The organism is Sandarakinorhabdus sp. (assembly GCF_040398665.1).
Taxonomy (GTDB): Bacteria; Pseudomonadota; Alphaproteobacteria; order Sphingomonadales; family Sphingomonadaceae; genus Sandarakinorhabdus.
The window spans coordinates 293,908-318,845 of sequence record NZ_JBBATQ010000004.1; the positions used below are offsets into that span (position 1 = coordinate 293,908).

The following is a 24,938-nucleotide window of genomic DNA, read 5'->3' on the forward strand; positions in this document are numbered from 1 at the left end:
GTCACCGGGCGGCCAGAGATCAGAACTCTTGTTCCAGCTTCTTGGCCATTTCCTCGATATTCTCAGGCGGCCAACCAGCGATTTCCATGCCAAGGCGCAGGCCCATCTGGGACAAGACTTCCTTGATCTCGTTCAGCGACTTGCGGCCGAAGTTCGGCGTGCGCAGCATCTCGCTTTCGGTCTTCTGCACCAGATCGCCGATGTAGATGATGTTGTCGTTCTTCAGGCAATTGGCCGAACGCACCGACAATTCCAGCTCGTCCACCTTCTTCAGCAGATAGCGGTTGATGCTGGCGCTGTCGTCCACTTCAACGACACTGCCGGTGGTGGCATGCGTGACCGGTGCCGCGACGGCGGCATCTTCGAAGTTGACGAACAATTGCAGCTGATCCTGGAGGATCTTGGCACCATAGGCCAGCGCATCGTCGGGTGACAGGCTGCCATCGGTTTCCACCGTGATGGTCAGCTTGTCATAATCCAGTTCCTGGCCAACGCGGGTGTTGTCCACCTTGTAGCTGACCTGGCGCACCGGCGAATAGAGCGCATCCACCGGCACCAGGCCGATCGGCGCATCGGCCGGACGGTTGGCGCTGGCCGGCACATAGCCCTTGCCGGTTTCCACCGTCAGTTCCATGTTGAGCGTCGCACCTTCGTCGAGCGTGCAGATCACCAGACCCTTGTTCATCACTTCCATGTCGCCGGTCACGGCGATCTGGCCAGCGGTGACCGGGCCGGGGCCGGTGGCGTTCAGATAAACGCGCTTGGCCTGGTCGCCCGCCATGCGGATCGCCACCTGCTTGATGTTCAGCACGATATCGGTCACGTCTTCACGCACGCCAGTCAGGCTGGAAAATTCATGCAGCACGCCATCGATCTTGATGGCGGTGACAGCCGCACCCTGCAGCGACGACAGCAGCACCCGGCGCAGGGCATTGCCCAGCGTCAGGCCAAAGCCACGCTCCAGAGGCTCGGCCACGAAGGCCGACTTGTGTTTGCCGTCGCCCGTCGCGCGCTGTTCCAGGCGGTTGGGCTTCTTGAGTTCAGTCCAGTTCTTGGCGATGACTGCCACAGTGTTCACCTCGGTCTTGGAAGGAGCGGATCGTCACCCGCTCGTCCCGTTATACGTTGGGTATGGAACGCAAGCGCCGTCGGGGCCCCGGCGCCAGGGCAGATGATTCAGACGCGGCGGCGCTTGGGTGGGCGCACGCCGTTGTGCGGGATCGGCGTCACGTCGCGGATCGCCGTTATGGTGAAGCCCACCGCCTGCAACGCCCGCAAAGCCGATTCGCGTCCTGACCCCGGGCCGCGCACTTCCACTTCCAGCGTGCGGACGCCGTGTTCGGCGGCCTTCTTGCCGGCATCTTCGGCAGCCATCTGCGCCGCGAACGGCGTCGATTTGCGGCTGCCCTTGAAACCACAGGTGCCAGCCGACGACCAGGCAATCGCATTGCCCTGCGCATCGGTGATGGTGATCATGGTGTTGTTGAAGCTGGCGTTGACATGCGCCACGCCGCTGGTGATGTTCTTGCGCTCCCGGCGCTTGATGCGTGCTACTTCGCGAGCCATTTCGAATTTCCCTTAAAGCCTGTGATGAAGAAGAGCGGCGGTGACGCGCTTACTTCTTCTTGCCGGCGATCGGCTTGGCCTTGCCCTTGCGGGTGCGGGCGTTGGTGTGCGTGCGCTGGCCGCGGACCGGAAGGCCCTTGCGATGGCGCAGGCCGCGATAGCAGGCCAGGTCCATCAACCGCTTGATGTTCATCGAATTCTGACGACGAAGATCACCTTCGACGGTCAGTTCGCGATCGATCTTTTCGCGGATCAGCAGGATCTCGGCGTCGGTCAGTTCCTGCACCCGGCGCTCCGGCGGGAAGCCGAGTTCGGATGCCAGGCGGCTGGCGGTGGTGCGGCCGATGCCGTGGATATAGGTCAAGGCGATTTCAACGCGCTTGTTGGTCGGGATGTTAACACCCGCAATACGTGCCACAGATTGATCCTTTCATGCTCCACGGCGGTTCGGGGCAGGGAACCACCATCTCAAAGCAGCGTGCCGACCACCCTGACGGGCCGCCGGTCAACGTCCGTCCATGCGGAAGCGAGCGGGTTAGGCAGGAGTCGAGCGTTTGTCAAGCCTGCTGTGCCGGCCGGCGTTCACACATCCACAATGGCATCGATGCTGGCCGCGACATCGTCCATACTGGCCATGCCGTCCACGCGGGCAACGATGCCGCGGGCCGAATAATGCGGGATGATCGGAGCCGTCTTGGCGCGATATTCGGCCATGCGCTGGCGCACCGTGCCTTCATTGTCGTCGGAACGGCGCTTGAAATCGCCGCTGCCGCACGCATCGCACACGCCGTCGACCGCCGGCAGCTTGTACCGGTCATGATAGCCTTCGCCGCACTTGGCGCAGGTGAAACGGCCGGTGACGCGATCGACCAGCACATCTTCGTCCACCACCAGCTCGATCACATGATCGAGGGTGAGGCCCTTGGCGCTGAGCATCGCATCAAGCGCGTCGGCCTGCACATCGGTGCGCGGATAACCATCAAGAATGAAGCCGGCGCGCGCGTCAGGATGGTCCAGCCGTTCCGACAGGATGCCGTTGACGATCTCGTCAGAGACAAGGCCACCGCTTTCCATCACCGCCTTGGCGGCCAGGCCGACCGGCGTGCCGGCGGAAACGGCGGCGCGCAGCATGTCGCCCGTCGACAACTGGACCATGCCGCGCTCTTTGACCAGGCGGCTGGCCTGGGTGCCCTTGCCCGCTCCCGGCGGGCCCAGCAAGATCAGATTCAACGGCGATTCCCCCTGAGTTTGGACTTCTTGATGAGTCCCTCATATTGGTGGGCGAGCATGTGGCTTTGAATTTGTGCCACCGTATCCATCGTCACGTTCACCACGATCAGCAGCGAGGTGCCGCCGAAATAGAACGGCACCTTCAACTCGCTGATCAGAAATTCCGGCAGCAGGCAGATCAGCGTCAGATAGGCAGCGCCGATCACCGTCAGCCGGGTGAGCACATAATCCAGATAATCCGCGGTGCGCGCACCGGGCCGGATGCCCGGCACGAAGCCGCCGTATTTCTTCAGATTCTCCGCGGTCTCCTCCGGGTTGAACACCACGGCGGTGTAGAAGAAGCTGAAGAAGATGATGCCGGCGGCATAGAGGAACATGTACAGCGGCGCGCCGTGCTGCAGCGCGGTCGTCACCGTCGTCATCCATTCCGGCATCGAGCCCTGCTGGCTGAAGAACTGCGCCACGGTCAGCGGCATCAGCAGCAGCGACGACGCGAAGATCGGCGGGATGACACCGGCGGTGTTGATCTTCAACGGCAGGAAGCTGCTATCACCCTGGAAGGTGCGATTGCCGGTCTGGCGCTTGGGATACTGGATCAGGATCTTGCGCTGCGCGCGCTCCATCAGGCAGATGAAGGCGATGGTGCCAAGCGCCAGCACGGCGACCAGGAACACGAAGCCCACCGACAGCGCGCCGGTGCGGCCCTGTTCGAACATGGTGCCCAGCGCAATCGGCAACTGCGCGACGATGCCGGCCATGATGATCAGCGAGATGCCGTTGCCGATGCCCCGGCTGGTGATCTGTTCGCCAAGCCACATCAGGAACATCGTGCCGCCAAGCAGCGAGATCACGATGGAGACGCGGAAGAACCAGCCCGGATCGAGCACGGCCGACGCACCGGTGCCGGCGCCCCAGCTTTCCAGGCCGACAGCGATGCCATAGCCCTGCACGATGGTGAGGAACACGGTGCCATAGCGTGTGTACTGGTTCAGCGTCTTGCGACCGGATTCACCTTCCTTCTTCAGGGAGATGAAGCTGGGGATCAGCGACGTGAGCAACTGCACCACGATCGAGGCCGTGATATAGGGCGTGACGCCGAGTGCGATCAGGCTCATGCGCTCCAGGGCGCCGCCCGAGAACATGTTGAAGAAATCCAGCACACCACCGCGCGTCTGGTTGAACAGGCTGGACAGCGCCAGCGGATCAATGCCGGGCAACGGCACGAAACTGATCAGGCGGAATACCACCAGCGCGCCGAGCGTGAACCAGATGCGGTTCTTCAGCTCGGTGGCCTTGGAGAAATTGGCGAACGAAAGGTTCGCAGACATTTGTTCGGCGGCTGTCGCCATGGCACTCACCCGATCATGCTGGTCCAGAACGGCAAAGCGCCGCGTGCCCGTTCCATGTAGGCGACACGCGGCGCAATTGCCATGGGGTCCGTTGACCCGAATGCAAAGCTTACTTGCCGGCCGCCTTGGCAGCGCGAGCGGCAGCGCGGGCCGCCTTCTGCTCGTCCCTGGTCAGCGGCTCCGGCGGCGGCGGCGGCACTTCGATGCTGCCACCGGCGGCTTCAACAGCGGCCTTGGCCGTGGCCGAAGCACCGGCCAGCTTGAGCGTGACCTTGGCCGTCAACGTGCCGACGCCAAGCAGGCGCACACCGTCGCGGGCATGGGTGATGACGCCGCCATCAACCAGCGCCTGCGCGTCGATCAACTGGCCGGCATCGATGCGGCCGGCATCGATCGCCGACTGCAGCGTGCCCAGATTGAGCACGGCATAATCCTTGCGGAAGATATTGTTGAAGCCACGCTTCGGGATGCGCATGTGGAGCGGCATCTGGCCGCCTTCAAAGCCCTTGATCGCCACACCCGAGCGGCTGGTCTGGCCCTTCTGGCCGCGACCGGCGGTCTTGCCGACACCGGAACCGATGCCGCGGCCGACGCGCACGCGCTTCTTGCGGGCGCCGGGATTGTCGTGAAGGTCGCTGAGTTTCGTCGTCATGTGATGCACTCGCTTTCGCTTACGCGCTTGATAATGTGGCAGTTACGCCAGTTCTTCGACCTTCAACAGATGCGCCACGCGCTTGATCATGCCGCGGATTTCCGGCGTGTCGGTGTGCTCGCGCGAACGATGCATCTTGTTGAGACCCAGGCCGATCAGGTTCTTTTCCTGAACCGGCGTGCGGCGGATCGGCGAACCGATCTGGGTGACTTTCACTTTGGCCATGGTGTTGTTCCTCAAGCCCCTGCTCAGGCAATTGCTTCAGCGTCAGCTTCAGCCGTCTTGGCCGAAACATCGCCGCGCCGTGCCAGCAGATCCACCACCTTCTTGCCGCGGCGCTGGGCGACGCTCTTCGGGCTGACCTGGCCGGACAGCGCCGCAAAGGTGGCACGGATCATGTTGTACGGGTTATTGGTGCCCACCGACTTGGTGACCACGTCGGCCACACCCAGCGATTCGAACACCGCACGCATCGGGCCACCGGCGATGATGCCGGTCCCCTGCGTCGCCGACCGCACATAGACCTTGCCGGCGCCGAAATGGCCGTAGCCATCATGGTGCAGGGTGCGGCCATCGCGCAGCGACACGCGGATCATCGCCTTCTTGGCGGCCGCCGTCGCCTTGGCGATGGCTTCCGGCACTTCGCGCGCCTTGCCATGGCCGAAACCAACCCGGCCCTTGCCATCACCGACGACGACCAGTGCCGCAAAGCCGAAGCGCTTGCCGCCCTTCACGGTCTTCGACACGCGGTTGATGTGCACGAGCTTTTCGATCAGCTCTTCGCCCGGCGGTTCGCCATTGTTGTCACGGCCGCGCTTGTTGCGGTCGTTCGGGCCGCCACGACGATCACCGCCACCACGGCCACGATCACCGCCGCCACCGGGGCCACCGCGTCCACGATTGCCGCGACCGCGGTTTTCGGCTTCCGGCGCTGCGCCGCTCACTTCGATTTCATCAGCCATCTCAGAACTCCAGCCCGCCTTCGCGGGCGCCATCGGCCAGGGCTTTCACGCGGCCATGGAACAGGAAACCGCCACGATCGAACACCACAGCCGACACGCCGGCCGCCTTGGCCCGCTCGGCCAGGCGCTTGCCGACGTCGGCAGCGGCAGCCATCGTCGCACCCGATACATCGCGCACGTCCTTTTCCAGGCTCGATGCGGCGGCAAGGGTGATGCCCTTGTCGTCGTCGATGACCTGCGCATAGATGTGCTGCGACGAACGATGGATCGACAGGCGCGGCCGACCACCGCTCTTGAGGCGGATGGCGGTGCGCACACGGCGCCGGCGCTGGTTGAAGGGGGTGAGCTTGCTCATTTCTTCTTCCCTTCCTTGCGGAAGATAAACTCGCCGCGATACTTGATGCCCTTGCCCTTGTACGGCTCCGGCTTGCGCCAGCGGCGGATCTCGGCGGCGACCTGGCCAACACGCTGCTTGTCGGACCCGCTGATTTCCACCGTGGTCTGATCAGGCGTCTTGATCGTGATGCCTTCGGGGATGGCGAAATCGACATCGTGGCTGTAGCCAAGCTGCAATTTCAGGTTCGCCCCCTGCACCGACGCGCGATAGCCGACCCCGGTGATCAACAGCACCTTGGTGAAACCCTCGGTCACCCCGGTCACCAGATTGGAAACCAGTGTGCGCTGCATGCCCCAGAAGGCACGGGCGCGCTTGGTGTCGCTGGCCGGCTGCACGGCGATCAGGCCGGCATCGATGGTGTAGCTGATGTCGTCGACCAGCGGCATCGACATCTCGCCCTTGGGACCCTTCACCGACAATATGCGGTCGTTGATGGTGGCGGTGACGCCGGCCGGAATGGCAACGGCCTTTTTTCCGATGCGCGACATATCAGAACACCTGGCAGAGGATTTCGCCGCCGACGTTCTTGTCGCGCGCTTCCGCGTCCGACAGAACGCCCTGAGGCGTCGAAACGATGACAATGCCCAGCCCGTTGCGGACGCGCGGCAGCTCGGTGGCGCCGCTGTAAACGCGGCGGCCGGGCTTCGACACGCGGGCAACATGCTGGATGGCGGGACGACCTTCAAAATATTTCAGGTCGATGCGCAGATTCTGGTGCACGCCATTGAGCACCGACGAATAGCCGCGAATATAGCCTTCGCGCTGCAACACATCCAGCACCCGGGCACGCAGCCGGGATGCAGGGGTGAGAATCGAATCCTTGCGGGCCTGCTGGCCGTTGCGGATCCGGGTGAGCATGTCGCCCAGAGGATCAGACATTGACATGGGTCTATCCTTACCAGCTCGACTTGGTCACACCGGGGATCAGGCCCTTGTTGGCCAGTTCCCGCAGCATGATGCGCGAAAGCTTGAACTTGCGGTAATAGGCGCGCGGGCGCCCGGTGAGTTCGCAACGGTTGCGCACCCGGGTCGGGTTCGCGTTGCGCGGCAGTTCCGCCATCTTCAGGCGCGCCATCAACCGTTCCTCATCGGGACGGCTCTTGTCGGCAGCAATCGCCTTCAGCACGGCGAACTTGCCGGCATATTTCACCACGAGCGCCTTGCGGTTCTCGTTCTTGTTGATCATCGACAGCTTTGCCATGGTTCAGGCCGCCTGCTTTTCAAGAGTGTAGCCAATGAACGGGAACCCGAAGAGCGCGAGCAGCGCACGCGCTTCCTCGTCGGTCTTCGCGGTGGTCGTCACGATGATGTCCATGCCGCGGATCTTCTCGATCCGGTCATAGTTGATTTCCGGGAAGATCAGCTGTTCCTTGATACCGCAGGCATAATTGCCCCGGCCATCGAACGACTTGGCGGACAGGCCACGGAAATCGCGAACGCGCGGCAGCGCGATCGTGACGAAGCGGTCCAGGAAATCATACATGCGATCGCGACGCAGCGTGACCTTGCAGCCGATCGGCATGCCTTCACGCAGCTTGAACTGCGCGACGGACTTCTTGGCGCGGCAGATGACCGGGCGCTGCCCGGCGATCAGCGCCATTTCACCGGCGGCCTGCTCGACCTTCTTCTTGTCCTGCGTGGCCTCGCCAACGCCCATGTTCAGCACGATCTTGTCGACGCGCGGAACTTCCATGACGTTCTTGTAGCCGAACAACTCGGTCATCTTCGCGCGGATGCTGTCGTTGTACAGCGTCTGCATGCGCGGTGTGGGATTATCAGCCATCGATCCGGGCTCCCGACTTCTTGGCGACGCGCACCTTCTTGCCGTCGATCATTTCGAAACCGACGCGGGTCGGCTGGCCCGTGGTCGGGTCCTTGATCGCCACCTTGCAGGCCGCCATCGGCGCTTCGATGCGCTCGATGCCGCCATTGGGGTTCGCCTGCGTCGGCTTGTTGTGGCGGGTGATCAGGTTGACACCCGACACCACCAGCTTGCCATCGCGCGGCAGGTTGCGGGTCACGGTGCCTTCCTTGCCCTTGTCCTTGCCGGACAGGACGATGACCGTGTCACCCTTCTTGATCTTCGCAGCACTCATTACAGCACCTCCGGCGCCAAGCTGATGATCTTCATGTGGCCCGATGCGCGCAGCTCGCGCACCACGGGGCCAAAGATACGGGTGCCGATCGGCTCCTCGTTCTTGTTGATCAACACGGCAGCATTGCTGTCAAAACGGATCACCGAGCCATCGGCGCGGCGGATGTCCTTGGCGGTGCGCACCACGACAGCGCGATGCACATCACCCTTCTTCACCTTGCCCTTGGGCTGCGCTTCCTTCACCGACACGACAATGATGTCGCCCACGCCGGCAAAGCGACGCTTGGAGCCGCCCAGGACCTTGATGCACATCACCCGCTTGGCGCCGCTGTTGTCCGCCACATCGAGGTTCGTCTGCATCTGGATCATGTTTTCGATCCTTCACTCATAAGTCTGCCGATTCCGACCGGCAGACGCCTCTTGAAAATCCCGAAAGGACTGGCTCAGCCAACCTTCTCGAGTACGGTCCACGTCTTCAGCTTGGACATTGGCGCGCATTCTTCGATGCGCACCGTATCACCGGCCTTGATCACATTGCCCTCATCGTGGGCGTGATACTTCTTCGAGCGACGGATGATCTTACCGTACACCGGGTGCGCAACCTTGCGCTCCACCAGCACGACGACCGTCTTGTCACCCTTGTCGGACACCACGGTGCCCTGCAATACACGTTTCGGCATCTCTTATGCTCCCGCCTGCACGGCCTTGCGGCCTGATTGCAGGGTCTTGATGCGAGCGATGGTGCGGCGTACTTCGCGCACCCGGCCCGGCCGCTCCAGCTGGCCGGTGGCCGCCTGGAACCGCAGGTTGAACTGCTCGCGCTTCAGCTCGGAAAGCCGGGTGGCGAGTTGATCGTCGGATGCAATCTTCAGATCAGCGAAAATCTTGTTTCCCATGGCTCTCAATCCTGGCCGGTCGGTTCGCCGAGGCGCACCACCATCTTGGTCTTGATCGGCAGCTTGGCTGCCGCGCGCTCGAAGGCACCGGCGGCCACATCGTGCGGCACGCCATCAAGTTCGAACATGATGCGGCCCGGCTTGACGCGCGCCACCCAATATTCGGGCGAACCCTTGCCGGAACCCATGCGGACTTCGGCAGGCTTGGACGACACCGGCAGATCCGGGAAAATGCGGATCCACAAGCGTCCCTGACGCTTGATGTGACGCGAAATCGCGCGGCGGGCCGCTTCGATCTGGCGGGCGGTGATCCGCTCCGGTTCCATGGCCTTCAGGCCGAAGGCGCCGAAGTTCAACGCGGTACCGCCCTTGGCCGTGCCATGGATGCGGCCCTTGAAGGCCTTGCGGAATTTTGTGCGCTTGGGGGACAACATGTCTGACTACTCCTCAGCGCGCCGGACGGACGCCAGAGGTCTGGGCTTCCATCATCAGGCGATCCTGGGCCATCGGATCGTGGCCAAGGATTTCACCCTTGAAAATCCACACCTTCACACCGCACACGCCATAGGCGGTATGGGCCTGGTGTTCGGCATAATCGACGTTGCCGCGCAGCGTGTGCAACGGCACCCGGCCTTCGCGATACCATTCGATGCGGGCGATTTCGGCACCGCCCAGACGACCCGAGCAGGTGATCTTGATGCCTTCGGCGCCCAGACGCAGCGCCGATTGCACGGCGCGCTTCATGGCACGGCGGAAGGCGATGCGGCGCTCCAGCTGATCGGCAACACCGGCGGCCACCAGCTTGGCATCGATTTCCGGCTTGCGGATTTCGACGATGTTCAAGCTGACATCGCTGCGGGTCATCTGACCGATCTGCTTCTTCAGCTTCTCGATGTCAGCGCCCTTCTTGCCGATGATCACGCCGGGGCGCGCGGCAAAGATCGACACGCGGGCCAGCTTGGCCGGACGCTCGATCACCACCTTGGAAATTGCGGCCTGGGCGTGATGCTTCAGGATGAACTCGCGGATGCGCAGATCTTCCAGCAGCAGATTGCCATATTCGGCGCCCTTGGCGAACCAGCGGCTGTCCCAGGTGCGGTTGATCTGCAGGCGCAGACCAATGGGGGAGGTTTTGTGACCCATTATTCGGCGCTCCCGCTTTCGTCCATCTCGCGCACGACAACGCGCAGGCGGCTGAACGGCTTGGTGATCGATGCGGCGCGGCCGCGGGCACGCGGCGTGAACCGCTTCATGCTGATCGCCTTGCCGACGCTGGCTTCCTTCACATAAAGCGCATCAACATCGAGATTATGGTTGTTTTCGGCATTGGCGACGGCCGAAGCCAGCACCTTGCGCACATCAACCGCCATCGCCTTGCTGGAGAAGGTGAGGATGTTGAGCGCGTCGGCGGCCTTGCGGCCACGGATCAGGCCGGCAACCAGATTCAGCTTGTAGGCCGAACCGCGAATGGTGGTGGCAATGGCCAGCGCCTCGCGGTCGCCAACCTTGCGGGGGGACTTGGGCTTGGACATCAGCGCTTGCCCTTCTTGTCAGCAGCGTGGCCGGGGAAGAAGCGCGTCGGCGCAAATTCACCAAGCTTCATGCCGACCATGTCTTCATTGACCATGACCGGGATGTGCTTCTTGCCGTTGTAGACGCTGAAGGTCAGCCCGACGAACTGCGGCAGGATGGTGGAGCGGCGCGACCAGGTCTTGATCGGCGAACGCACCCCCGAAGCCTGCGCGGTTTCGGCTTTCTTCAGCAATGACAGGTCCACGAAGGGACCCTTCCAGACGGAGCGGCTCATGCGCGCTTACCTCTTCTTCTTGGCGTGGCGCGACCGGATGATCATGTGATCCGTCGCCTTGTTCGAACGCGTCTTCATGCCCTTGGTCGGCTTGCCCCATGGCGTCACCGGGTGACGACCACCGGACGTACGACCTTCACCACCGCCGTGCGGGTGATCGACCGGGTTCTTGGCCACACCGCGGGTCAGCGGACGATAGCCCAGCCAGCGATTGCGGCCGGCCTTGCCGAGGTTCTGGTTGCTGTTGTCGGGGTTCGACACCGCGCCAACCGTCGCCATGCATTCGGAACGCACGTAACGCTGTTCACCGCTGTTCAGACGGATGATCACCATGCCCTTGTCGCGGCCCACCACCTGGACGAACGTGCCGGCGGCGCGCGCCATCTGGCCACCCTTGCCGGGCTTCAGCTCGACATTGTGGACAATGGTGCCAACCGGCATCTGGCCGATTTCCATGGCATTGCCCGGCTTCACGTCGACCTTCTTGCCGGCGATCACGCTGTCACCAACGTTCAGGCGCTGCGGCGCGATGATATAGGCCTGGGTGCCTTCCTTGTCGGCATATTTCACCAGTGCGATGAACGCCGAACGATTGGGGTCATACTCCAGCCGTTCCACGGTCGCGGCAACGTCCCACAGGCGGCGCTTGAAATCGACGACGCGATACAGGCGCTTGTGACCGCCACCAATGCCGCGCGCCGTGGCGTGGCCCTTGTTGTTGCGGCCGCCGGTCTTCTTCAGACCTTCGGTGAGAGTCTTCAGCGGCCGGCCCTTGAACAGGGCCGAACGATCGACCAGGATCAGGCCACGCTGGCCCGGGCTGGTCGGATTATAGCTCTTGAGTGCCATTGCTAAGTTCCCGCCCTCAGATGCTGGTGGTCACATCGATGCGATCGCCATCGGCGACCGTCACGACGGCCTTTTTCACGTCCGACCGGCGATATTCCTGGCCGCGCCACCGCTTGGTCTTGCCTTTGGCAACCAGGGTGTTCACGGCCAGCACCTTCACGCCGTACAGCGCTTCGATGGCGGCCTTGATCTGCGGCTTGGTGGCATCGCGGGCGACCTGAAAGACAACCTGGTTGTACTCGGACACCAGGGTCGACTTTTCGGTGATCACCGGCTTCACGACCACGTCGTAATGCTTGATGTCGATGTTAGCCATTGACCCGGGCCTCCAGTGCCGAAACGGCAGCGCGGGTCAGCACCAGCGTGTCGTGATTGAGGATGTCATAGACGTTGGCGCCGATCGCCGGCAGCACGTCGATGTGGGGCACATTGGCCGAAGCCCGCGCAAACCCGGTGTCCACAGCCGCACCATCGATGAACAGGCCGGACGTGATGCCCAGGGCGCTCATCGATGCGATGAAGGCCTTGGTCTTGGCTTCACCCAGATTGAGGTCTTCGACCACGATCAGCTTGCCTTCCTGGGCCTTCACCGAAAGCGCGGTGGCCAGGCCGAGGCGGCGGATCTTCTTGTTCAGCGACGGATCGAAATCACGCTTGCGCGGACCATGGGCCTTGCCGCCGCCGATGAACTGCGGCGCAGCGCGGTTGCCGTGACGGGCCCGACCGCCGCCCTTCTGGTTGCCCAGCTTCTTGCCAGTGCGCGCAACTTCGCTGCGTTCCCGTGCCTTGCGGGCGGTACCACGGCGCTTTTCAAGCTGCCAGGTCACCACACGGTGCAGGATATCGAGCCGCGGCTCCTTGCCGAACACGGCGTCCGACAGTTCCAACTCGCCGGCATCAGCCGCGGTCAGGGTTGTTACCTGAATCTTCATGATCAGGACTCCGTGGTTTCGTCAGCAGCGACCGGTGCGGCATCAGCCTCGACCGGAGCGGCATCGTTGGCGACATCGTTGGCGACCACACGCAGCGACGCCGGATACGGCACGTCGGCCTTGCGCGGCACCTTCACGGCGTCCTTGACGAGCAGCCAGCCGCCCTTCGATCCGGGCACCGAGCCCATCACGAACAACAGACCGCGCTCGACGTCGGTCGAAACGATTTCAAGATTTTGCTGGGTGCGCTGCTTAGCGCCCATGTGCCCGGCCATCTTCTTGCCCTTGAACACCTTGCCCGGGTCCTGGCGCTGGCCAGTCGAACCGTGCGAGCGGTGGGACACGGAGACACCGTGGGTGGCGCGCAGACCGCCGAAGTTCCAGCGCTTCATGACGCCGGCAAAGCCCTTGCCCTGGGTGATGCCCGTGACATCGACCAGCTGGCCCGGAATGAAGTGATCGGCGCTGATGGTGGCACCGGTTTCCAGCACGGCATCATCGGCCACACGGAATTCGGCGACCTTGGCCTTGGGCTCCACTTCGGCCTTGCCGAAATGGCCGCGCTCCGGCTTGGTGGTGTTCTTGGCCTTCTTCGTGCCGGCGCCAAGCTGCACGGCCGTGTAGCCATCGGTCTCGTCGGTCTTCACCGCGATGACCTGGTTATTCTCGAGGGCGAGAACGGTTACGGGCACGTGCCGGCCGTCGTCGCGGAAGATCCGCGTCATCCCCATTTTCTTCGCGATCACGCCTGTGCGCATGATCAATTCCTTTCATCAGAGGCCCAACTCCTGTTTCCAGGTTCCCGGCTTGCACCGGGATGGGGCGTGACCCTTCCAAAGTCGCTCCGCGTATTTGGTCGGGTGGTTACTTGCCGAGTTTGATTTCCACGTCCACGCCGGCGGCCAGATCGAGCTTCATCAGCGCGTCCACCGTCTGCGGGGTCGGGTCAACAATGTCGAGAAGACGCTTGTAGGTGCGCACCTCGAACTGTTCACGGCTCTTCTTGTCGACATGCGGCGAGCGGTTCACGGTGAACTTCTCGAAGCGCGTCGGCAGCGGAATCGGACCACGGATCGCAGCACCCGTCCGCTTTGCAGTGTCGGCAATCTCACCCGTGGCCAGATCGAGCACACGATGGTCAAAAGCCTTCAGGCGAATGCGGATGTTCTGTGCGTCCATGATACCAATCTTGTTCAAACAGCCCTGCCTTGCGGCACGGAAAAAAACGCGGACCGGTGCAACCCCGATCGGAAGGTCGGGGTTGCACCGGCCGCTTGAAACTCTGTCCCCGGGCTTTCAGAACCAGGCTGGTCTGATCCAGTCGAGGCTCCGATCCGGGCTGACGCAGCAACGATTGCGCGTCAACGAATCAGGGCCGTTTCCCTAGGGAAACGGCCCTCTACACTCACTTGATGATCGATGCAACCACGCCGGCGCCGACGGTACGGCCGCCTTCGCGAATGGCGAAGCGCAGGCCCTGTTCCATGGCGATCGGGGCGATCAGCTTGACCTTCAGCTGCACGTTGTCGCCGGGCATCACCATTTCGGTGCCTTCCGGCAGCTCAACGGTGCCGGTGACATCGGTGGTGCGGAAATAGAACTGCGGGCGGTAGTTGGCGAAGAACGGCGTGTGACGGCCACCTTCATCCTTCGACAGCACATAGACTTCGGCGGTGAACTCGGTGTGCGGCTTGATGGAGCCGGGCTTGCACAGCACCTGGCCGCGCTCGACTTCTTCACGGCCCACGCCGCGCAGCAGCGCACCGATGTTGTCGCCAGCCTGGCCCTGGTCGAGCAGCTTGCGGAACATTTCGACGCCGGTGCACACCGTCTTGCGGGTGTCGTTGATGCCAACGATTTCCAGTTCTTCGCCAACCTTGACGATGCCGGTTTCCACACGGCCGGTGACCACGGTGCCACGGCCCGAGATCGAGAACACGTCTTCGATCGGCATCAGGAACGGCTTGTCCAGCGGACGCTCCGGCTGCGGGATCCACTCGTCAACGGCGGCCATCAGCTTGAGCACGGCCGCGCGGCCGATCTCTTCGTTGGTGCCATCCAGCGCCTTCACGGCCGAACCGGCGATGATCGGGATGTTGTCACCGTCGAAATCATACTTGGACAGCAGCTCGCGGATTTCCAGCTCGACGAGTTCCAGGATTTCCGGATCGTCAACCAGATCGACCTTGTTCATGAACACGACCATCTGCGGCACGCCGACCTGCTTGGCGAGCAGGATATGCTCCTTGGTCTGCGGCATCGGGCCATCGGTGGCCGACACCACCAGGATGGCGCCGTCCATCTGCGCGGCGCCGGTGATCATGTTCTTCACATAATCGGCGTGGCCGGGGCAATCGACGTGGGCATAGTGACGGTTCACGGTTTCATACTCGACGTGCGCGGTCGAGATGGTGATGCCGCGCTCACGCTCTTCCGGGGCCTTGTCGATCTGGTCATAGGCAGTGAAGGTGGCGCCACCGGTTTCGGCCAGCACCTTGGTGATGGCGGCGGTCAGCGAGGTCTTGCCATGGTCGACGTGACCGATGGTCCCGATGTTGCAGTGCGGCTTGTTCCGCTCGAACTTTGCTTTGCCCATGGCCGTAACCTTCTTCCTTGCTCACATTTGTGAGACGTTCAATGATGCCGGACGTTTCCGTTGGAAGCGCCTTGGCGGTGGTGTCTGGGGGACACCGGCCGAATCAGCGCGCCGTGCAAGGCGCGGTCACTAGCCGGCTTTCCCGAAAAATCAAGCCAGCTTGAGCTTGATCTCCTCGGCCACGTTCGACGGCACTTCGTCATAGTGGCTGAATTGCATCGAATATTGCGCACGCCCCTGCGACATCGACCGCAGGTTGTTCACATATCCGAACATGTTGGCCAGCGGCACCATGGCCTCGACCACTTGGGCGTTGCCACGGCTGTCGGTGCCCTGGATCTGGCCGCGACGGCTGTTGAGATCGCCGATGACGTCGCCCAGATAATCTTCGGGCGTCACCACCTCAACCTTCATCACCGGTTCCAGGATCTTGATCCCGGCCTTGTCAGCCGCTTCACGCATGCCACCGCGGCCGGTGATTTCGAACGCAAGTGCCGACGAATCGACGTCATGGTAGGCGCCGTCATACAGGGTCGCCTTGAAGTCGATCAGCGGGAAGCCGATCAGGTGCCCCGACGAAGCCACTTCGCGGATGCCCTTTTCGACCGCGGGGATATATTCACGCGGAACGTTGCCGCCCTTCACTTCATCGACGAACAACACACCCGAACCGCGCTCGCCGGGTTCGACGGTGAACTTGATGCGCCCGAACTGGCCCGAGCCGCCCGACTGCTTCTTGTGGGTGTAATCCACATCCACCTTGCGGGCCAGCGATTCACGATAAGCGACCTGCGGCGCGCCGACGTTGGCTTCCACCTTGAACTCGCGGCGCATGCGATCGACCAGGATTTCCAGGTGCAGTTCGCCCATGCCCTTGATGATCGTCTGGCCGCTTTCGTTGTCGGACGATACGCGGAAAGACGGATCTTCCTGCGCCAGGCGGTTGAGCGCGATGCCCATTTTTTCCTGGTCGGCCTTGGTCTTCGGCTCCACGGCGACTTCGATCACCGGCTCGGGGAATTCCATGCGCTCCAGGATGATCGGCTTCAGCGCCGAGCACAACGTGTCCCCGGTGGTGACATCCTTCAGGCCGACCAGCGCGACGATATCGCCGGCCAGGGCTTCCTTGATGTCTTCGCGGTTGTTGGCGTGCATCAGCAGCATGCGGCCGATCTTCTCGCGCTTGTCCTTCACGCTGTTCAGCACCGTCGAGGCTGCTTCCAGCTTGCCGGAATAGATGCGCGCGAAGGTGAGCGTGCCGACGAACGGATCGGTCATGATCTTGAAGGCCAGCGCCGAGAACGGCGCGTCATCCGACGCTTCACGGATTTCGTCCTGATCCTTCAGGTTGATGCCGTGCATCGGCGGAATGTCGAGCGGGCTGGGCAGATAATCCACGACCGCATCGAGCAAGGGCTGCACACCCTTGTTCTTGAACGCCGAACCGCACAGAACCGGCACGAAATCGAAATTCAGCGTGCCCTTGCGGATCAGCGCCTTCAGCTGCGCGGTCGTCGGCTCGGTGCCTTCCAGATAGGCCTCCATCAGCGCGTCGTCCTGCTCGACAGCCATTTCGATCAATTCGGAACGCGCCGCAGCGGCTTCATCGGCCATGTCGGCCGGGATGTCCTTGTATTCGAACTTGGCGCCCAATGATTCTTCCAGCCAGACGATGGCGCGGTTCTGCACCAGATCGACCAGGCCGACGAAGTCGCTTTCCAGACCGATCGGCAGATACAGCACGGCCGGGCGGGCGCCCAGACGATCCTTGATCATCTGCACGCAGCGATTGAAATTGGCGCCGGTGCGATCGAGCTTGTTGACGAAGCACATGCGCGGCACGCGATACTTGTCCGCCTGGCGCCACACGGTTTCGGACTGCGGCTCCACGCCGGCCACACCGTCGAAGCAGGCCACGGCACCATCGAGCACGCGCAAGCTGCGCTCCACTTCGATGGTGAAATCCACGTGGCCGGGGGTGTCGATGATGTTGATGCGGTGATCTTCGCCCAGACCATCCTCGGCGCGCCAGAAGCACGTCGTGGCGGCCGACGTGATGGTGATGCCGCGCTCCTGCTCCTGCTCCATCCAGTCCATCGTCGCGGTGCCTTCATGCACTTCGCCGATCTTGTAGGACTTGCCGGTGTAATACAGGATGCGCTCGGTCGTGGTCGTCTTGCCGGCATCGATGTGGGCCATGATGCCGATGTTGCGATAACGCTCGAGCGGATGAGTGCGGGGCATGGGACGGGGCCTCGGGTTAGGATGAGGAAATAGCGGCCCGGCGGGGTGCGCCGGGCCGAAACTGGTTTACCAGCGGTAGTGCGAGAAGGCGCGGTTGGCTTCCGCCATCCGGTGCGTGTCTTCCCGCTTCTTGACGGCCGAACCGCGGTTGGCGGCAGCGTCCATCAGTTCCGACGACAGCCGCGCGGCCATCGTGTGCTCGCTGCGCTTGCGCGCGGCCGAAATGATCCAGCGGATGGCCAGGGCCTGACCACGTTCCGGGCGCACTTCAACCGGCACCTGATAGGTGGCACCACCAACGCGGCGGCTGCGCACTTCGATGCCCGGGCGCACATTGGCCAGCGCATCGTGGAACACACCCAAAGGCTCGCGACGGCTCTTGGTCTCGATCACTTCCAGGGCGGAATAGACGATGGATTCAGCCACCGACTTCTTGCCCTGCAACATGACGAGGTTCATGAATTTCGACAGCACCTGATCGCCAAATTTGGGATCGGGCAGGATGACGCGCTTTTCGGGGCGACGACGACGTGACATTTTCTATATCCCCCTTACTTCGGACGCTTCGCGCCGTATTTCGACCGGCTCTGCTTGCGGTTCTTCACGCCTTGCGTGTCCAGCACACCGCGCACGATGTGGTAGCGCACGCCGGGAAGATCCTTCACGCGGCCGCCGCGAATCAGCACAACGCTGTGCTCTTGCAGGTTGTGGCCTTCACCCGGGATGTAGCCGATGACTTCAAAGCCATTGGTCAGACGGATCTTGGCCACCTTGCGGAGCGCCGAGTTCGGCTTCTTGGGGGTGGTGGTGTAAACGCGGGTGCAAACGCCGCGCTTCTGCGGGTTGGCCTCCATGGCCGGCACCTTGTTGCGCGCCTTTTGCGGCGTGCGACCCTTGCGGATCAATTGGTTGATCGTTGGCATCGTCTCTCTTCTGTCTCTTCGACGTGCGCGCCACCATGGCCCGCCGCCTACTCCAGCGCCTGCCCCGTTGATGCCAACATGTCCTGTTGCCATCACATAAGCGCAAAAGGCCTTCCGATACCGGAAGGCCACCCACGCACGGTGCCGTCTGTCGCAACCCCCGCCCAGCGTTGCCGCCAATCAGGGATGCGCGCCCTTAAACGCAATGGCGCGGGCGGTCAACCGCCGCTGGCATTGCCGGCGGGACGCACCAGCGGTTCCAGCTCATCCGGCGCCGGCCCCGCACAGGTCAATTCCCAGCGCTTGCCCGGCTTGTCGATGGCCAGAGTGGCACAGCGTTGCGCGTCCAGCTGCGTGCGGGACAGATACAGCGCCCGGCTGGTGTCGCCGCCGCCCGCGGTGCGGCCACGCACCACGATTTCGGCCGGGTCGGCATCGGCATCGGGCAAGGCGATCTGGCCCCGTTCCAGCCTGGTGGCGCGGCTGCGGCGCGGGCTGACTTCCACGGCCAGCGCCGCAAAGCGCAGCGGCCCGATCACCAGGGGCCTTGCCAGCACCAGCCGGCGCACCCGGCGCGTCAGGCCATAGTCCAGCCGCTCGGTCCAGCCTTCACCCTGCAACTGGCCGCCGTACTGCCGGGCCAGATCCGCGGCCAGCGGCGCCGTGACCAGGGGCAATTCGCTGTGTTCGCGCACCTCTGCTGCCAGTTCGAAGCGACCCACACCGGGCAGGTTCACCCGCCCGGCGGCTGCCGCCCACTGGTCGCCGCGCACCAGTGGCAGCGACAGCGGGGTGCCGGGCAGCGCCTGCAGATGCACGCGGACCCGATCGAACGGCAGCGCCAGCAGATCGATACTGCCATCGGCTTCCAGCACATGTTCGCCCGGCACCCAGCCCACCAGCACTACCCCGGTGCGGTTGGCCACGCGCACGCCGGTGATCCCCCCGACGAAGGGCGCCACATCCGTGCCGAAATACAGGAAGCGGCCAGCGACGCCCGCCAGATTGCCGGCAAGGCGCGTCGCCACGCGTTCGTTCAGCAGCACCGCTGCCAATGAGCCGCTGCTCAAGCCCAGGCTGACGCGGTTGCCGGCTATGCGGGCCAATACTGGCGCGTCCACCGGCAGTTCGGCCCAGCCATCGGCGATCTGCACCGCGGGTTCCCGAGGCGACGCAGGCGCAGGCAGGGCCGGCAGCAACGGCACCAGGCCGGTGTCGGCACGGTTCGCCTGGGCCGGCGCGTCCCCGCAGTTGAGGATGAACGCACGGTCCCGCTTGGCCACCGTCAGGCTGATACAACCGCCCGCTTCCAGATGATTGCGGGACAACACCACCACGCGTGCCACGCCGCGCCGCACCGCCGTGCGACCGCGCACCTGCATTTCGGCAGGGTCATCCTCGGCGGCGCGCAAGGGTTGCTGGCCGCGCGCCAGCCGCATCGATCCTTCGCGCGCTCCGCCCACCCGCACGGCCACTGCATCAAATTTCAGCGGGCCGATCTCCAGCGGCCGATCGAGCTGCAGGCGCCGCACCGGCCGACGCACCCCAAGCAGGATTTCCTCCTGCCACGGCGCGCCCACCAGCCGCCCACCCAGAACGTCGGCCAGGTCCGCCCCGGTCGAGGCCGTGACCAGCGGCAAGGGCCGGCGCATGCGCACATCGGCCCCCAGCGCAAACTTGCGATCCGCCACCGACGCCCAGCCATAGGCGGCCTGGTTGATCCCGCCGATCAAGGGCCAGGCATAGGCAAGCGCTGCACCGGCGCCCCCACCCCCACCCCCACCCCACGCCACGGTCTGGTAGGGAATGGCGAACGGCCCGATCGTGCCCTCCTCCGGCAGCGGCGACAGGGTCGGGAACCAGAAAAGTTGCTGGCGCACCCAGCGATCAGCGATGGCGACCGTGCCAGCGCCATGACGGCCGACCAGCGCGACCACCCCGCCGATCATCAGATTGCCGACATTGTCCCGCGGGGCCGCCAGAACGCCGAGCCGCTGCACCACCGGATCATTCAGGGCGATATGGTCAACCGTGGCCGTGCTGATGGCCAGCGAGACATAGTGCCCGTTGAGCCAGACGCCAAACGGCTCGTCGGCGGTCACCACGATTTCATCAGGGGCCTGGGTCCGCGCCGGCACGGCCAGCAGGGCGCACAACATGATCAGGATGCGCAGCACGACTTGCACGCTGAAGACATTACATTTCTGCAATGATAGTTCAAGGCCGAATGGCGGCCACCGCCTGATCAACCTGTCCTTCACCAACAACGGCCTGGGCCGGCGCTGATCCGCCCGGTCGAGGTCCGCCACGCCGGCCGCCCCATGCGCGCACCGGTCGAACTGTTGGCCGCCTGCTGCGGCTATCGCGACGGCCAGGCGATGCAGCTGCGCACATCACCCATCGTCAACGTCGCCCTGCGCCCCGGCGAGGAAGTGCTGTTCATGAGCCTGCCCGCCGTGCCCGCCAACGCCGGGATGGTCGATCGCTTCGATGCGGTGCGCGAACAGATCAAGGTGCGCGCCTGCTATTGCTCGATCTTCGAGGAGTGCTGGACCGTCGAGGGACTGCAAGCAAAGCCGCAGCCGATCAAGGCCTGCCCGACCAACTGGACGGTGTGGCGGCAGCGCTGATTCGCCCTGTCAGCGACATAAAACCTAGACACGAACTAGGTTATGCGCTAAATGCGACCACATGGGCCAGGTGTTCCGCAGCAGCCGTAACTTCGTTGTCGCGGTCAATTCCAACGATCACCAGCCTGCGCATGTCCACACCTATGGCAAGGGCATGGATGCGCGCTTCGGATTGAACTGCCCGGATGGCCCGGTGGAATATTGGGACCATGACGGCCCGTGGCGCATGAAGCAGTTGAACGAACTTGGTCAGGAAATTGCCGCGCGCCTGACCGAATGTTGTGCGGAATGGAGGCGTATCCATGGCTGAATTCGTGCCCATCACGGCCAAGGCATTTCGCGAAGGCGGCAAACATAAGCCCGGTCCCCATGCAGTGGAAGCGCGCTTCGATGCCGCGCGCCATCGCATCGTGGTGGAACTCGATACTGGCCTCGAACTCGCCTTCGATCCGGCGCGCGCTCATGGCCTTGAACATGCCAGCGCCGCCGAACTGGCGGGCGTGGCGGTGGCCGGTGCCGGCAGCGCCCTGCACGTCCCGGCACTCGACGCCTATTTCACAGTCGCCCGGCTGCTCGAAGGCTTTCTCGGGCCACTGGACTGGTCCCGCCGCGAAGCCCGCGCCGCCGCCTCCCGCGCCAACGGCGCGCTGGGTGGCCGGCCGCGGAAGGCGTTGTTGCCGGCCTGAACGCGGCCCTGCCCCAAAGCCTGCCAACCGCAGGATACAATTAAAGGGGATTAAGTGCACTGTCACCGTAATCCCGTACCCGCCAACGCCGGGATGGTCGATCGCTTCGATGCGGTGCGCGAACAGATCAAGGTGCGCGCCTGCTATTGCTCGATCTTTGAAGAATGCTGGACCGTCGAGGGTCCGCAAGCGCAGCCGCAACCGGTCAAAGACTGCCTGACCAACTGGACTGTGTGGCGGCAGCGTTGAAGAGCCTTTGCGGCGGTGGCCAATCAGGGATATGCGGCCTGGGCCGGCGCTGATCGGCCCGGTCGAGGTCCGCCACGCCGGCCGCCCCATGCGCGCACCGGTCGATCTGTTGGCCGCCTGCTGCGGCTATCGCGACGGCCATCCGTCACCAACCGCGCTGCTTCAGGGCGGGCTGGTGATAAGATCCTTCGACTTTAGCTCAGGTCGTATCAATGTTTTCCACCATCCGGCGAAGATCGGATTTCGAATTGACCCTCGCAACGTCCGGAGCTGCGAAGATATGCCGCTTGGTCTGGAAGTCAGACGACGCCAGTCGCCCGCAGTCCACCCAGCCGGCTTCCTTGAATGACTGCAGCAGCGCCGCCTGCGGCACCCTTACGCCTGCCGGAACCTTACCTTCCATGAACAGCAGATCGCACAGCTTTTGGAACGGACCGCCAATAACGCCAGACGCAAACGGCGCGACCCGACGGCGTATCAGGTTAGCTAGGTAGCTTTCCTGCTCAGGGCGCATCAGGTCAACTTGGTAGCTTCCCTGCACAGACAGCTCCTCACGCGCCCATGTTTGAGCCATCACCTCCATCGTTTCGACAGCGCGACGCAGTTCCGACTTTGAGTTTGCCTTAGCGACGTCCGGGGCTGCGAAGATATGACGCCTGGTCTGGAAGTCTGACGACGCCAGCCGCCCGCAGTCCACCCAGCCGGCTTCCTTGAATGCGTGCAGCAGCGTCGCCTGCGGCACCCTTACGCCCTCCGGAACCTTACCTTCCGTGACCAGCAGATCGCACAGCTTGTGGAAGGGGCCTCCGACAACGCCCGACGCAAACGGCGCGACCCGACGGCGTATCAAGTCAGCTAGGTAGCGTTCGGGCCGCCACAGCTCAGTTGGCTCGTCCCACACAAAGCCGACGGCGTCTGAGCGGGGACGACGGACCTCCGTCAGCTCCTCGCGCGTCATTGTTTGAGCCATCACTTCAATGTTTTCCACCATCCGGCGAAGATCGGATTTCGAATTTGCCTTAGCAACGTCCGGTGCTGCGAAGATGTGCCGTTTGGTCTGGAAGTCAGCCGCCGCCAGCCGCCCGCAGTCCACCCAGCCGGCTTCCTTGAATGCTTGCAGCAGCACTGCCTGCGGCACTTTAACGCCCCACTCCTTAGCCAGCAGATCGCACAGTTTGCGGAACGGACCGCCGAAAACGCCCGACGCAAACGGCGCGACCCGGCGGCGCATCAAGTCAGCTAAGTAGCCCTCCTGCCCAGTATGATCGTACCACACAAAGCCGACAGCGTCTAAGCGGGCACGACGGTCCTCAGTCAGCTCCTCACGCGCCCTTCTTTGGGCGATCACCCACTGACCAAGCCTAAACGCACCGTAGAAGATGCTTGGCGGAACTAGGCAGTGCCCCTCACGGGCTTTGAAGTCCTCTAGATACTTAAAGCCTTTATTCCATAGTCCCTTAGAGGAGTTGCCCCACACAAAACCCAAAACATCTAAACGGCGACGACGATCTTCAGTTAGCTTATCGGATTTTATTCTTTGCGCATTAACCCACTGACCAAGCCTATAATCCCCCTCTTTGTATAATGAAGGAACGCGGCAGTGACCCTCACGAGCTTTGAAGGCCTGTAACCGCCCAAACCAACCATCCCAGTTATCGCCTACCTGCTCCACGATCTGGGTGAAGATGCTGGCTTGAAGAACCTCCAGAGAGACCTCTGGACCTAATATCTGGACCTTTTCAGCCAGTGGCTTTGGATTGAAGATTTCGCCTCGCCCAGACGCCTGCCTCGACTGTTGAATGATGTCGGTGAGTTCTTCATCCTGCTCCCGCATGGCGTTTAAGACCGCCATTACGTCGACGTAGTTGGTCCGCTCCAACGCCGCCTCGATAGTTTCGCCTTCGTCACGCTCGACAAAAAGAGGCACGACGACATAGCCGACGGTCTTGTCCGAGTTGCGGGGCTTACGCATGGCCCGGCCTGCAGCCTGAGCGATATCGACCCTGCTCCTACGCGGATCAACGAAGGCCACCATGTCCACGGCTGGGATGTCGATGCCCTCTGTCAGGCACCGCGCATTGGTAATGAGCGCCTTTGGGGCATCTCGGAAAGCATTGAGGATTTGCTTGCGCTCAAAGCTCTTCTGCTCACCGCTCGCATGGAAGGTCGAGAAGCCTTCGAGATATTGGCCGATGCCCCGAGCTGTGTTGGACGAAAAATCCTTCGCCAGAGAGACGCGGCTGTGGAAGCTGATCGCTCGTTTGGCTCCGGTTTCTTCAACAGCCCTTTGAACGGCAATTTGTTTTGCCACCCTTGACGCGCCTATCTGCTCGCCATCAACCAACGTGATCCCGTGTTGTAGGCAAAACTGGTTTACCTGCGCCCCTTCGACAACTGCGACTATGACCCTGTAGTCACAGATGATGCCTTGGCGAGCCGCCTCGCCGAAAGTGAGTGTGTAGGCACGCGGACCATAGATGGCCTCGTTGTCCATCGAGACGACCTTGAGGTCGCCGTCCTTGTCCCTGCTGCCAAGCCGGTAGTGCCTGGGCGTTGCGGTCAGAAACAGCCGCTTTTCGATCTTAATTTTCTCATCGTGCAATGCGGTGGCAAACAGCCCAGCTTGCGGCCCTGTCGTTTTGTGCGCCTCGTCGAACACGGCAATGTCGAACGGGTCAAGCTCGCGAGTTCCTTCCGCCACGATTGGGGAAGACTGGTAGGTTGAGAAAACAACCTTGACCTTGCCCGACGGTCTCTCAAGGAAGCGGCGGACATCGGAAGCGTCCGTGCTGACCGGAAAATCCACATCCATGCCGTTAACCCACATTTCCCAGATGAGAATGGAAAAATCTGGCAATTTTGGCGATATAGTGTA

Annotated in this window: 36 protein-coding genes; 4 read left to right on the forward strand and 32 right to left on the reverse strand. The window is 62.9% G+C overall.

All coding sequences use genetic code 11. The features are described 5' to 3' along the window. Window positions 1-19: 19 nt before the first annotated feature. The 31 genes from ABWP22_RS07940 to ABWP22_RS08090 all read right to left on the reverse strand — a co-directional run bounded on the left by ABWP22_RS07940 (window position 20) and on the right by ABWP22_RS08090 (window position 20,684). Complete coding sequence (locus ABWP22_RS07940) at window positions 20-1,069, reverse strand: DNA-directed RNA polymerase subunit alpha (protein ID WP_353199418.1); 1,050 nt, start codon at window positions 1,067-1,069, stop codon at window positions 20-22. A 107-nt stretch (window positions 1,070-1,176) separates the two neighbouring features. Continuing rightward, the gene (rpsK, locus tag ABWP22_RS07945; RefSeq protein ID WP_353199419.1) at window positions 1,177-1,566 is read right to left on the reverse strand and encodes a 30S ribosomal protein S11; all 390 of its coding nucleotides are present in this window, start codon (window positions 1,564-1,566) and stop codon (window positions 1,177-1,179) included. A gap of 49 nt (window positions 1,567-1,615) precedes the next feature. Then, window positions 1,616-1,984, reverse strand: a complete 369-nt coding sequence (gene rpsM / locus ABWP22_RS07950) for a 30S ribosomal protein S13 (RefSeq protein ID WP_353199420.1) — start codon at window positions 1,982-1,984, stop codon at window positions 1,616-1,618. Window positions 1,985-2,148: 164 nt separating this feature from the next. After that, window positions 2,149-2,796, reverse strand: coding sequence for an adenylate kinase (locus ABWP22_RS07955; protein WP_353199421.1), 648 nt, complete (start codon window positions 2,794-2,796; stop codon window positions 2,149-2,151). Further along, entirely contained in the window at window positions 2,793-4,145 is a 1,353-nt protein-coding gene (gene secY / locus ABWP22_RS07960) for a preprotein translocase subunit SecY (RefSeq protein WP_353199422.1), read from the reverse strand. Before secY ends, ABWP22_RS07955 begins: the two co-directional genes overlap by 4 nt. Window positions 4,146-4,254: 109 nt before the next feature. Beyond that, complete coding sequence (gene rplO / locus ABWP22_RS07965; RefSeq protein WP_353199423.1) at window positions 4,255-4,797, reverse strand: 50S ribosomal protein L15; 543 nt, start codon at window positions 4,795-4,797, stop codon at window positions 4,255-4,257. Between the two features lie 42 nt (window positions 4,798-4,839). Continuing rightward, window positions 4,840-5,022, reverse strand: a complete 183-nt coding sequence (gene rpmD, locus ABWP22_RS07970; protein ID WP_353199424.1) for a 50S ribosomal protein L30 — start codon at window positions 5,020-5,022, stop codon at window positions 4,840-4,842. Window positions 5,023-5,045: 23 nt separating this feature from the next. Then, a complete protein-coding gene (gene rpsE, locus ABWP22_RS07975) occupies window positions 5,046-5,759 on the reverse strand; it encodes a 30S ribosomal protein S5 (protein WP_353199425.1) in 714 nt (237 codons plus the stop codon). A gap of 1 nt (window position 5,760) precedes the next feature. Continuing rightward, window positions 5,761-6,114: a 50S ribosomal protein L18 gene (gene rplR / locus ABWP22_RS07980; RefSeq protein ID WP_353199426.1), complete on the reverse strand. Its 354-nt coding sequence runs from the start codon at window positions 6,112-6,114 to the stop codon at window positions 5,761-5,763. Further along, window positions 6,111-6,644: a 50S ribosomal protein L6 gene (gene rplF / locus ABWP22_RS07985; protein WP_353199427.1), complete on the reverse strand. Its 534-nt coding sequence runs from the start codon at window positions 6,642-6,644 to the stop codon at window positions 6,111-6,113. Before rplF ends, rplR begins: the two co-directional genes overlap by 4 nt. A gap of 1 nt (window position 6,645) precedes the next feature. Next, a complete protein-coding gene (gene rpsH, locus ABWP22_RS07990) occupies window positions 6,646-7,041 on the reverse strand; it encodes a 30S ribosomal protein S8 (protein ID WP_353199428.1) in 396 nt (131 codons plus the stop codon). A gap of 10 nt (window positions 7,042-7,051) precedes the next feature. Continuing rightward, the gene (gene rpsN / locus ABWP22_RS07995; protein WP_353199429.1) at window positions 7,052-7,357 is read right to left on the reverse strand and encodes a 30S ribosomal protein S14; all 306 of its coding nucleotides are present in this window, start codon (window positions 7,355-7,357) and stop codon (window positions 7,052-7,054) included. Between the two features lie 3 nt (window positions 7,358-7,360). Further along, the gene (gene rplE / locus ABWP22_RS08000) at window positions 7,361-7,939 is read right to left on the reverse strand and encodes a 50S ribosomal protein L5 (RefSeq protein ID WP_353199430.1); all 579 of its coding nucleotides are present in this window, start codon (window positions 7,937-7,939) and stop codon (window positions 7,361-7,363) included. Continuing rightward, window positions 7,932-8,252: a 50S ribosomal protein L24 gene (gene rplX, locus ABWP22_RS08005; RefSeq protein ID WP_353199431.1), complete on the reverse strand. Its 321-nt coding sequence runs from the start codon at window positions 8,250-8,252 to the stop codon at window positions 7,932-7,934. Before rplX ends, rplE begins: the two co-directional genes overlap by 8 nt. Continuing rightward, complete coding sequence (gene rplN, locus ABWP22_RS08010) at window positions 8,252-8,620, reverse strand: 50S ribosomal protein L14 (RefSeq protein WP_353199432.1); 369 nt, start codon at window positions 8,618-8,620, stop codon at window positions 8,252-8,254. Before rplN ends, rplX begins: the two co-directional genes overlap by 1 nt. Window positions 8,621-8,694: 74 nt before the next feature. Next, window positions 8,695-8,931 (reverse strand): 30S ribosomal protein S17, encoded by a 237-nt coding sequence (rpsQ, locus tag ABWP22_RS08015; protein ID WP_353199433.1) that lies wholly within the window; start codon window positions 8,929-8,931, stop codon window positions 8,695-8,697. Between the two features lie 3 nt (window positions 8,932-8,934). Continuing rightward, window positions 8,935-9,147, reverse strand: a complete 213-nt coding sequence (rpmC, locus tag ABWP22_RS08020; protein WP_353199434.1) for a 50S ribosomal protein L29 — start codon at window positions 9,145-9,147, stop codon at window positions 8,935-8,937. A gap of 5 nt (window positions 9,148-9,152) precedes the next feature. Continuing rightward, window positions 9,153-9,581, reverse strand: a complete 429-nt coding sequence (gene rplP, locus ABWP22_RS08025) for a 50S ribosomal protein L16 (protein WP_353199435.1) — start codon at window positions 9,579-9,581, stop codon at window positions 9,153-9,155. Between the two features lie 13 nt (window positions 9,582-9,594). Next, the gene (gene rpsC / locus ABWP22_RS08030) at window positions 9,595-10,290 is read right to left on the reverse strand and encodes a 30S ribosomal protein S3 (RefSeq protein ID WP_353199436.1); all 696 of its coding nucleotides are present in this window, start codon (window positions 10,288-10,290) and stop codon (window positions 9,595-9,597) included. Then, a complete protein-coding gene (gene rplV / locus ABWP22_RS08035; RefSeq protein WP_353199437.1) occupies window positions 10,290-10,679 on the reverse strand; it encodes a 50S ribosomal protein L22 in 390 nt (129 codons plus the stop codon). The genes rpsC and rplV overlap by 1 nt, the downstream gene beginning before the upstream one ends. Continuing rightward, the gene (rpsS, locus tag ABWP22_RS08040) at window positions 10,679-10,954 is read right to left on the reverse strand and encodes a 30S ribosomal protein S19 (RefSeq protein WP_353199438.1); all 276 of its coding nucleotides are present in this window, start codon (window positions 10,952-10,954) and stop codon (window positions 10,679-10,681) included. Before rpsS ends, rplV begins: the two co-directional genes overlap by 1 nt. Before the next feature lie 6 nt (window positions 10,955-10,960). After that, window positions 10,961-11,803: a 50S ribosomal protein L2 gene (gene rplB / locus ABWP22_RS08045; RefSeq protein ID WP_353199439.1), complete on the reverse strand. Its 843-nt coding sequence runs from the start codon at window positions 11,801-11,803 to the stop codon at window positions 10,961-10,963. A gap of 16 nt (window positions 11,804-11,819) precedes the next feature. Continuing rightward, on the reverse strand, window positions 11,820-12,119 hold the full coding sequence (locus ABWP22_RS08050) for a 50S ribosomal protein L23 (RefSeq protein WP_353199440.1): 300 nt from the start codon (window positions 12,117-12,119) through the stop codon (window positions 11,820-11,822). Next, window positions 12,112-12,735: a 50S ribosomal protein L4 gene (gene rplD / locus ABWP22_RS08055; RefSeq protein ID WP_353199441.1), complete on the reverse strand. Its 624-nt coding sequence runs from the start codon at window positions 12,733-12,735 to the stop codon at window positions 12,112-12,114. The genes ABWP22_RS08050 and rplD overlap by 8 nt, the downstream gene beginning before the upstream one ends. Window positions 12,736-12,737: 2 nt before the next feature. Next, on the reverse strand, window positions 12,738-13,493 hold the full coding sequence (gene rplC, locus ABWP22_RS08060; RefSeq protein ID WP_353199442.1) for a 50S ribosomal protein L3: 756 nt from the start codon (window positions 13,491-13,493) through the stop codon (window positions 12,738-12,740). Between the two features lie 106 nt (window positions 13,494-13,599). Then, window positions 13,600-13,914, reverse strand: coding sequence for a 30S ribosomal protein S10 (gene rpsJ / locus ABWP22_RS08065; RefSeq protein WP_017666958.1), 315 nt, complete (start codon window positions 13,912-13,914; stop codon window positions 13,600-13,602). Window positions 13,915-14,140: 226 nt separating this feature from the next. Continuing rightward, entirely contained in the window at window positions 14,141-15,331 is a 1,191-nt protein-coding gene (gene tuf, locus ABWP22_RS08070; RefSeq protein WP_353199443.1) for an elongation factor Tu, read from the reverse strand. 150 nt (window positions 15,332-15,481) lie between these two features. Next, on the reverse strand, window positions 15,482-17,575 hold the full coding sequence (fusA, locus tag ABWP22_RS08075; RefSeq protein ID WP_353199444.1) for an elongation factor G: 2,094 nt from the start codon (window positions 17,573-17,575) through the stop codon (window positions 15,482-15,484). A 66-nt stretch (window positions 17,576-17,641) separates the two neighbouring features. Next, complete coding sequence (rpsG, locus tag ABWP22_RS08080) at window positions 17,642-18,112, reverse strand: 30S ribosomal protein S7 (RefSeq protein ID WP_353199445.1); 471 nt, start codon at window positions 18,110-18,112, stop codon at window positions 17,642-17,644. A gap of 14 nt (window positions 18,113-18,126) precedes the next feature. After that, entirely contained in the window at window positions 18,127-18,498 is a 372-nt protein-coding gene (gene rpsL, locus ABWP22_RS08085) for a 30S ribosomal protein S12 (RefSeq protein WP_017666954.1), read from the reverse strand. A gap of 218 nt (window positions 18,499-18,716) precedes the next feature. Next, the gene (locus ABWP22_RS08090; RefSeq protein WP_353199446.1) at window positions 18,717-20,684 is read right to left on the reverse strand and encodes a hypothetical protein; all 1,968 of its coding nucleotides are present in this window, start codon (window positions 20,682-20,684) and stop codon (window positions 18,717-18,719) included. 135 nt (window positions 20,685-20,819) lie between these two features. Here ABWP22_RS08090 and ABWP22_RS08095 point away from each other — a divergent pair, with 135 nt between their 5' ends. From ABWP22_RS08095 to ABWP22_RS08110, 4 genes are all read left to right on the forward strand, one after another. After that, window positions 20,820-21,128, forward strand: a complete 309-nt coding sequence (locus ABWP22_RS08095; protein ID WP_353199447.1) for a hypothetical protein — start codon at window positions 20,820-20,822, stop codon at window positions 21,126-21,128. 61 nt (window positions 21,129-21,189) lie between these two features. After that, a complete protein-coding gene (locus tag ABWP22_RS08100; protein WP_353199448.1) occupies window positions 21,190-21,438 on the forward strand; it encodes a DUF4160 domain-containing protein in 249 nt (82 codons plus the stop codon). Further along, entirely contained in the window at window positions 21,431-21,814 is a 384-nt protein-coding gene (locus tag ABWP22_RS08105; protein WP_353199449.1) for a DUF2442 domain-containing protein, read from the forward strand. The genes ABWP22_RS08100 and ABWP22_RS08105 overlap by 8 nt, the downstream gene beginning before the upstream one ends. 54 nt (window positions 21,815-21,868) lie before the next feature. Further along, a complete protein-coding gene (locus ABWP22_RS08110) occupies window positions 21,869-22,063 on the forward strand; it encodes a hypothetical protein (RefSeq protein ID WP_353199450.1) in 195 nt (64 codons plus the stop codon). 199 nt (window positions 22,064-22,262) lie between these two features. Here ABWP22_RS08110 and ABWP22_RS08115 read toward each other — a convergent pair whose 3' ends face one another. Next, on the reverse strand, window positions 22,263-24,875 hold the full coding sequence (locus tag ABWP22_RS08115; protein ID WP_353199451.1) for a DEAD/DEAH box helicase: 2,613 nt from the start codon (window positions 24,873-24,875) through the stop codon (window positions 22,263-22,265). Window positions 24,876-24,938: the final 63 nt, after the last annotated feature.

Bases quoted from the DNA above. Each gene is read 5' to 3' on its own strand.
- rpsK (WP_353199419.1), bottom strand. From the start codon at position 1,566: ATGGCTCGCGAAGTAGCACGCATCAAGCGCCGGGAGCGCAAGAACATC.
- secY (WP_353199422.1), bottom strand. From the start codon at position 4,145: ATGGCGACAGCCGCCGAACAAATGTCTGCGAACCTTTCGTTCGCCAAT.
- rplO (WP_353199423.1), bottom strand. From the start codon at position 4,797: ATGACGACGAAACTCAGCGACCTTCACGACAATCCCGGCGCCCGCAAG.
- rpmD (WP_353199424.1), bottom strand. From the start codon at position 5,022: ATGGCCAAAGTGAAAGTCACCCAGATCGGTTCGCCGATCCGCCGCACG.
- rpsE (WP_353199425.1), bottom strand. From the start codon at position 5,759: ATGGCTGATGAAATCGAAGTGAGCGGCGCAGCGCCGGAAGCCGAAAAC.
- rplR (WP_353199426.1), bottom strand. From the start codon at position 6,114: ATGAGCAAGCTCACCCCCTTCAACCAGCGCCGGCGCCGTGTGCGCACC.
- rplF (WP_353199427.1), bottom strand. From the start codon at position 6,644: ATGTCGCGCATCGGAAAAAAGGCCGTTGCCATTCCGGCCGGCGTCACC.
- rpsH (WP_353199428.1), bottom strand. From the start codon at position 7,041: ATGTCAATGTCTGATCCTCTGGGCGACATGCTCACCCGGATCCGCAAC.
- rpsN (WP_353199429.1), bottom strand. From the start codon at position 7,357: ATGGCAAAGCTGTCGATGATCAACAAGAACGAGAACCGCAAGGCGCTC.
- rplE (WP_353199430.1), bottom strand. From the start codon at position 7,939: ATGGCTGATAATCCCACACCGCGCATGCAGACGCTGTACAACGACAGC.
- rplX (WP_353199431.1), bottom strand. From the start codon at position 8,252: ATGAGTGCTGCGAAGATCAAGAAGGGTGACACGGTCATCGTCCTGTCC.
- rplN (WP_353199432.1), bottom strand. From the start codon at position 8,620: ATGATCCAGATGCAGACGAACCTCGATGTGGCGGACAACAGCGGCGCC.
- rpsQ (WP_353199433.1), bottom strand. From the start codon at position 8,931: ATGCCGAAACGTGTATTGCAGGGCACCGTGGTGTCCGACAAGGGTGAC.
- rpmC (WP_353199434.1), bottom strand. From the start codon at position 9,147: ATGGGAAACAAGATTTTCGCTGATCTGAAGATTGCATCCGACGATCAA.
- rplP (WP_353199435.1), bottom strand. From the start codon at position 9,581: ATGTTGTCCCCCAAGCGCACAAAATTCCGCAAGGCCTTCAAGGGCCGC.
- rpsC (WP_353199436.1), bottom strand. From the start codon at position 10,290: ATGGGTCACAAAACCTCCCCCATTGGTCTGCGCCTGCAGATCAACCGC.
- rplV (WP_353199437.1), bottom strand. From the start codon at position 10,679: ATGTCCAAGCCCAAGTCCCCCCGCAAGGTTGGCGACCGCGAGGCGCTG.
- rpsS (WP_353199438.1), bottom strand. From the start codon at position 10,954: ATGAGCCGCTCCGTCTGGAAGGGTCCCTTCGTGGACCTGTCATTGCTG.
- rplB (WP_353199439.1), bottom strand. From the start codon at position 11,803: ATGGCACTCAAGAGCTATAATCCGACCAGCCCGGGCCAGCGTGGCCTG.
- ABWP22_RS08050 (WP_353199440.1), bottom strand. From the start codon at position 12,119: ATGGCTAACATCGACATCAAGCATTACGACGTGGTCGTGAAGCCGGTG.
- rplD (WP_353199441.1), bottom strand. From the start codon at position 12,735: ATGAAGATTCAGGTAACAACCCTGACCGCGGCTGATGCCGGCGAGTTG.
- rplC (WP_353199442.1), bottom strand. From the start codon at position 13,493: ATGCGCACAGGCGTGATCGCGAAGAAAATGGGGATGACGCGGATCTTC.
- rpsJ (WP_017666958.1), bottom strand. From the start codon at position 13,914: ATGGACGCACAGAACATCCGCATTCGCCTGAAGGCTTTTGACCATCGT.
- tuf (WP_353199443.1), bottom strand. From the start codon at position 15,331: ATGGGCAAAGCAAAGTTCGAGCGGAACAAGCCGCACTGCAACATCGGG.
- fusA (WP_353199444.1), bottom strand. From the start codon at position 17,575: ATGCCCCGCACTCATCCGCTCGAGCGTTATCGCAACATCGGCATCATG.
- rpsG (WP_353199445.1), bottom strand. From the start codon at position 18,112: ATGTCACGTCGTCGTCGCCCCGAAAAGCGCGTCATCCTGCCCGATCCC.
- rpsL (WP_017666954.1), bottom strand. From the start codon at position 18,498: ATGCCAACGATCAACCAATTGATCCGCAAGGGTCGCACGCCGCAAAAG.
- ABWP22_RS08095 (WP_353199447.1), top strand. From the start codon at position 20,820: ATGCGCGCACCGGTCGAACTGTTGGCCGCCTGCTGCGGCTATCGCGAC.
- ABWP22_RS08100 (WP_353199448.1), top strand. From the start codon at position 21,190: ATGGGCCAGGTGTTCCGCAGCAGCCGTAACTTCGTTGTCGCGGTCAAT.
- ABWP22_RS08105 (WP_353199449.1), top strand. From the start codon at position 21,431: ATGGCTGAATTCGTGCCCATCACGGCCAAGGCATTTCGCGAAGGCGGC.
- ABWP22_RS08115 (WP_353199451.1), bottom strand. From the start codon at position 24,875: ATGGATGTGGATTTTCCGGTCAGCACGGACGCTTCCGATGTCCGCCGC.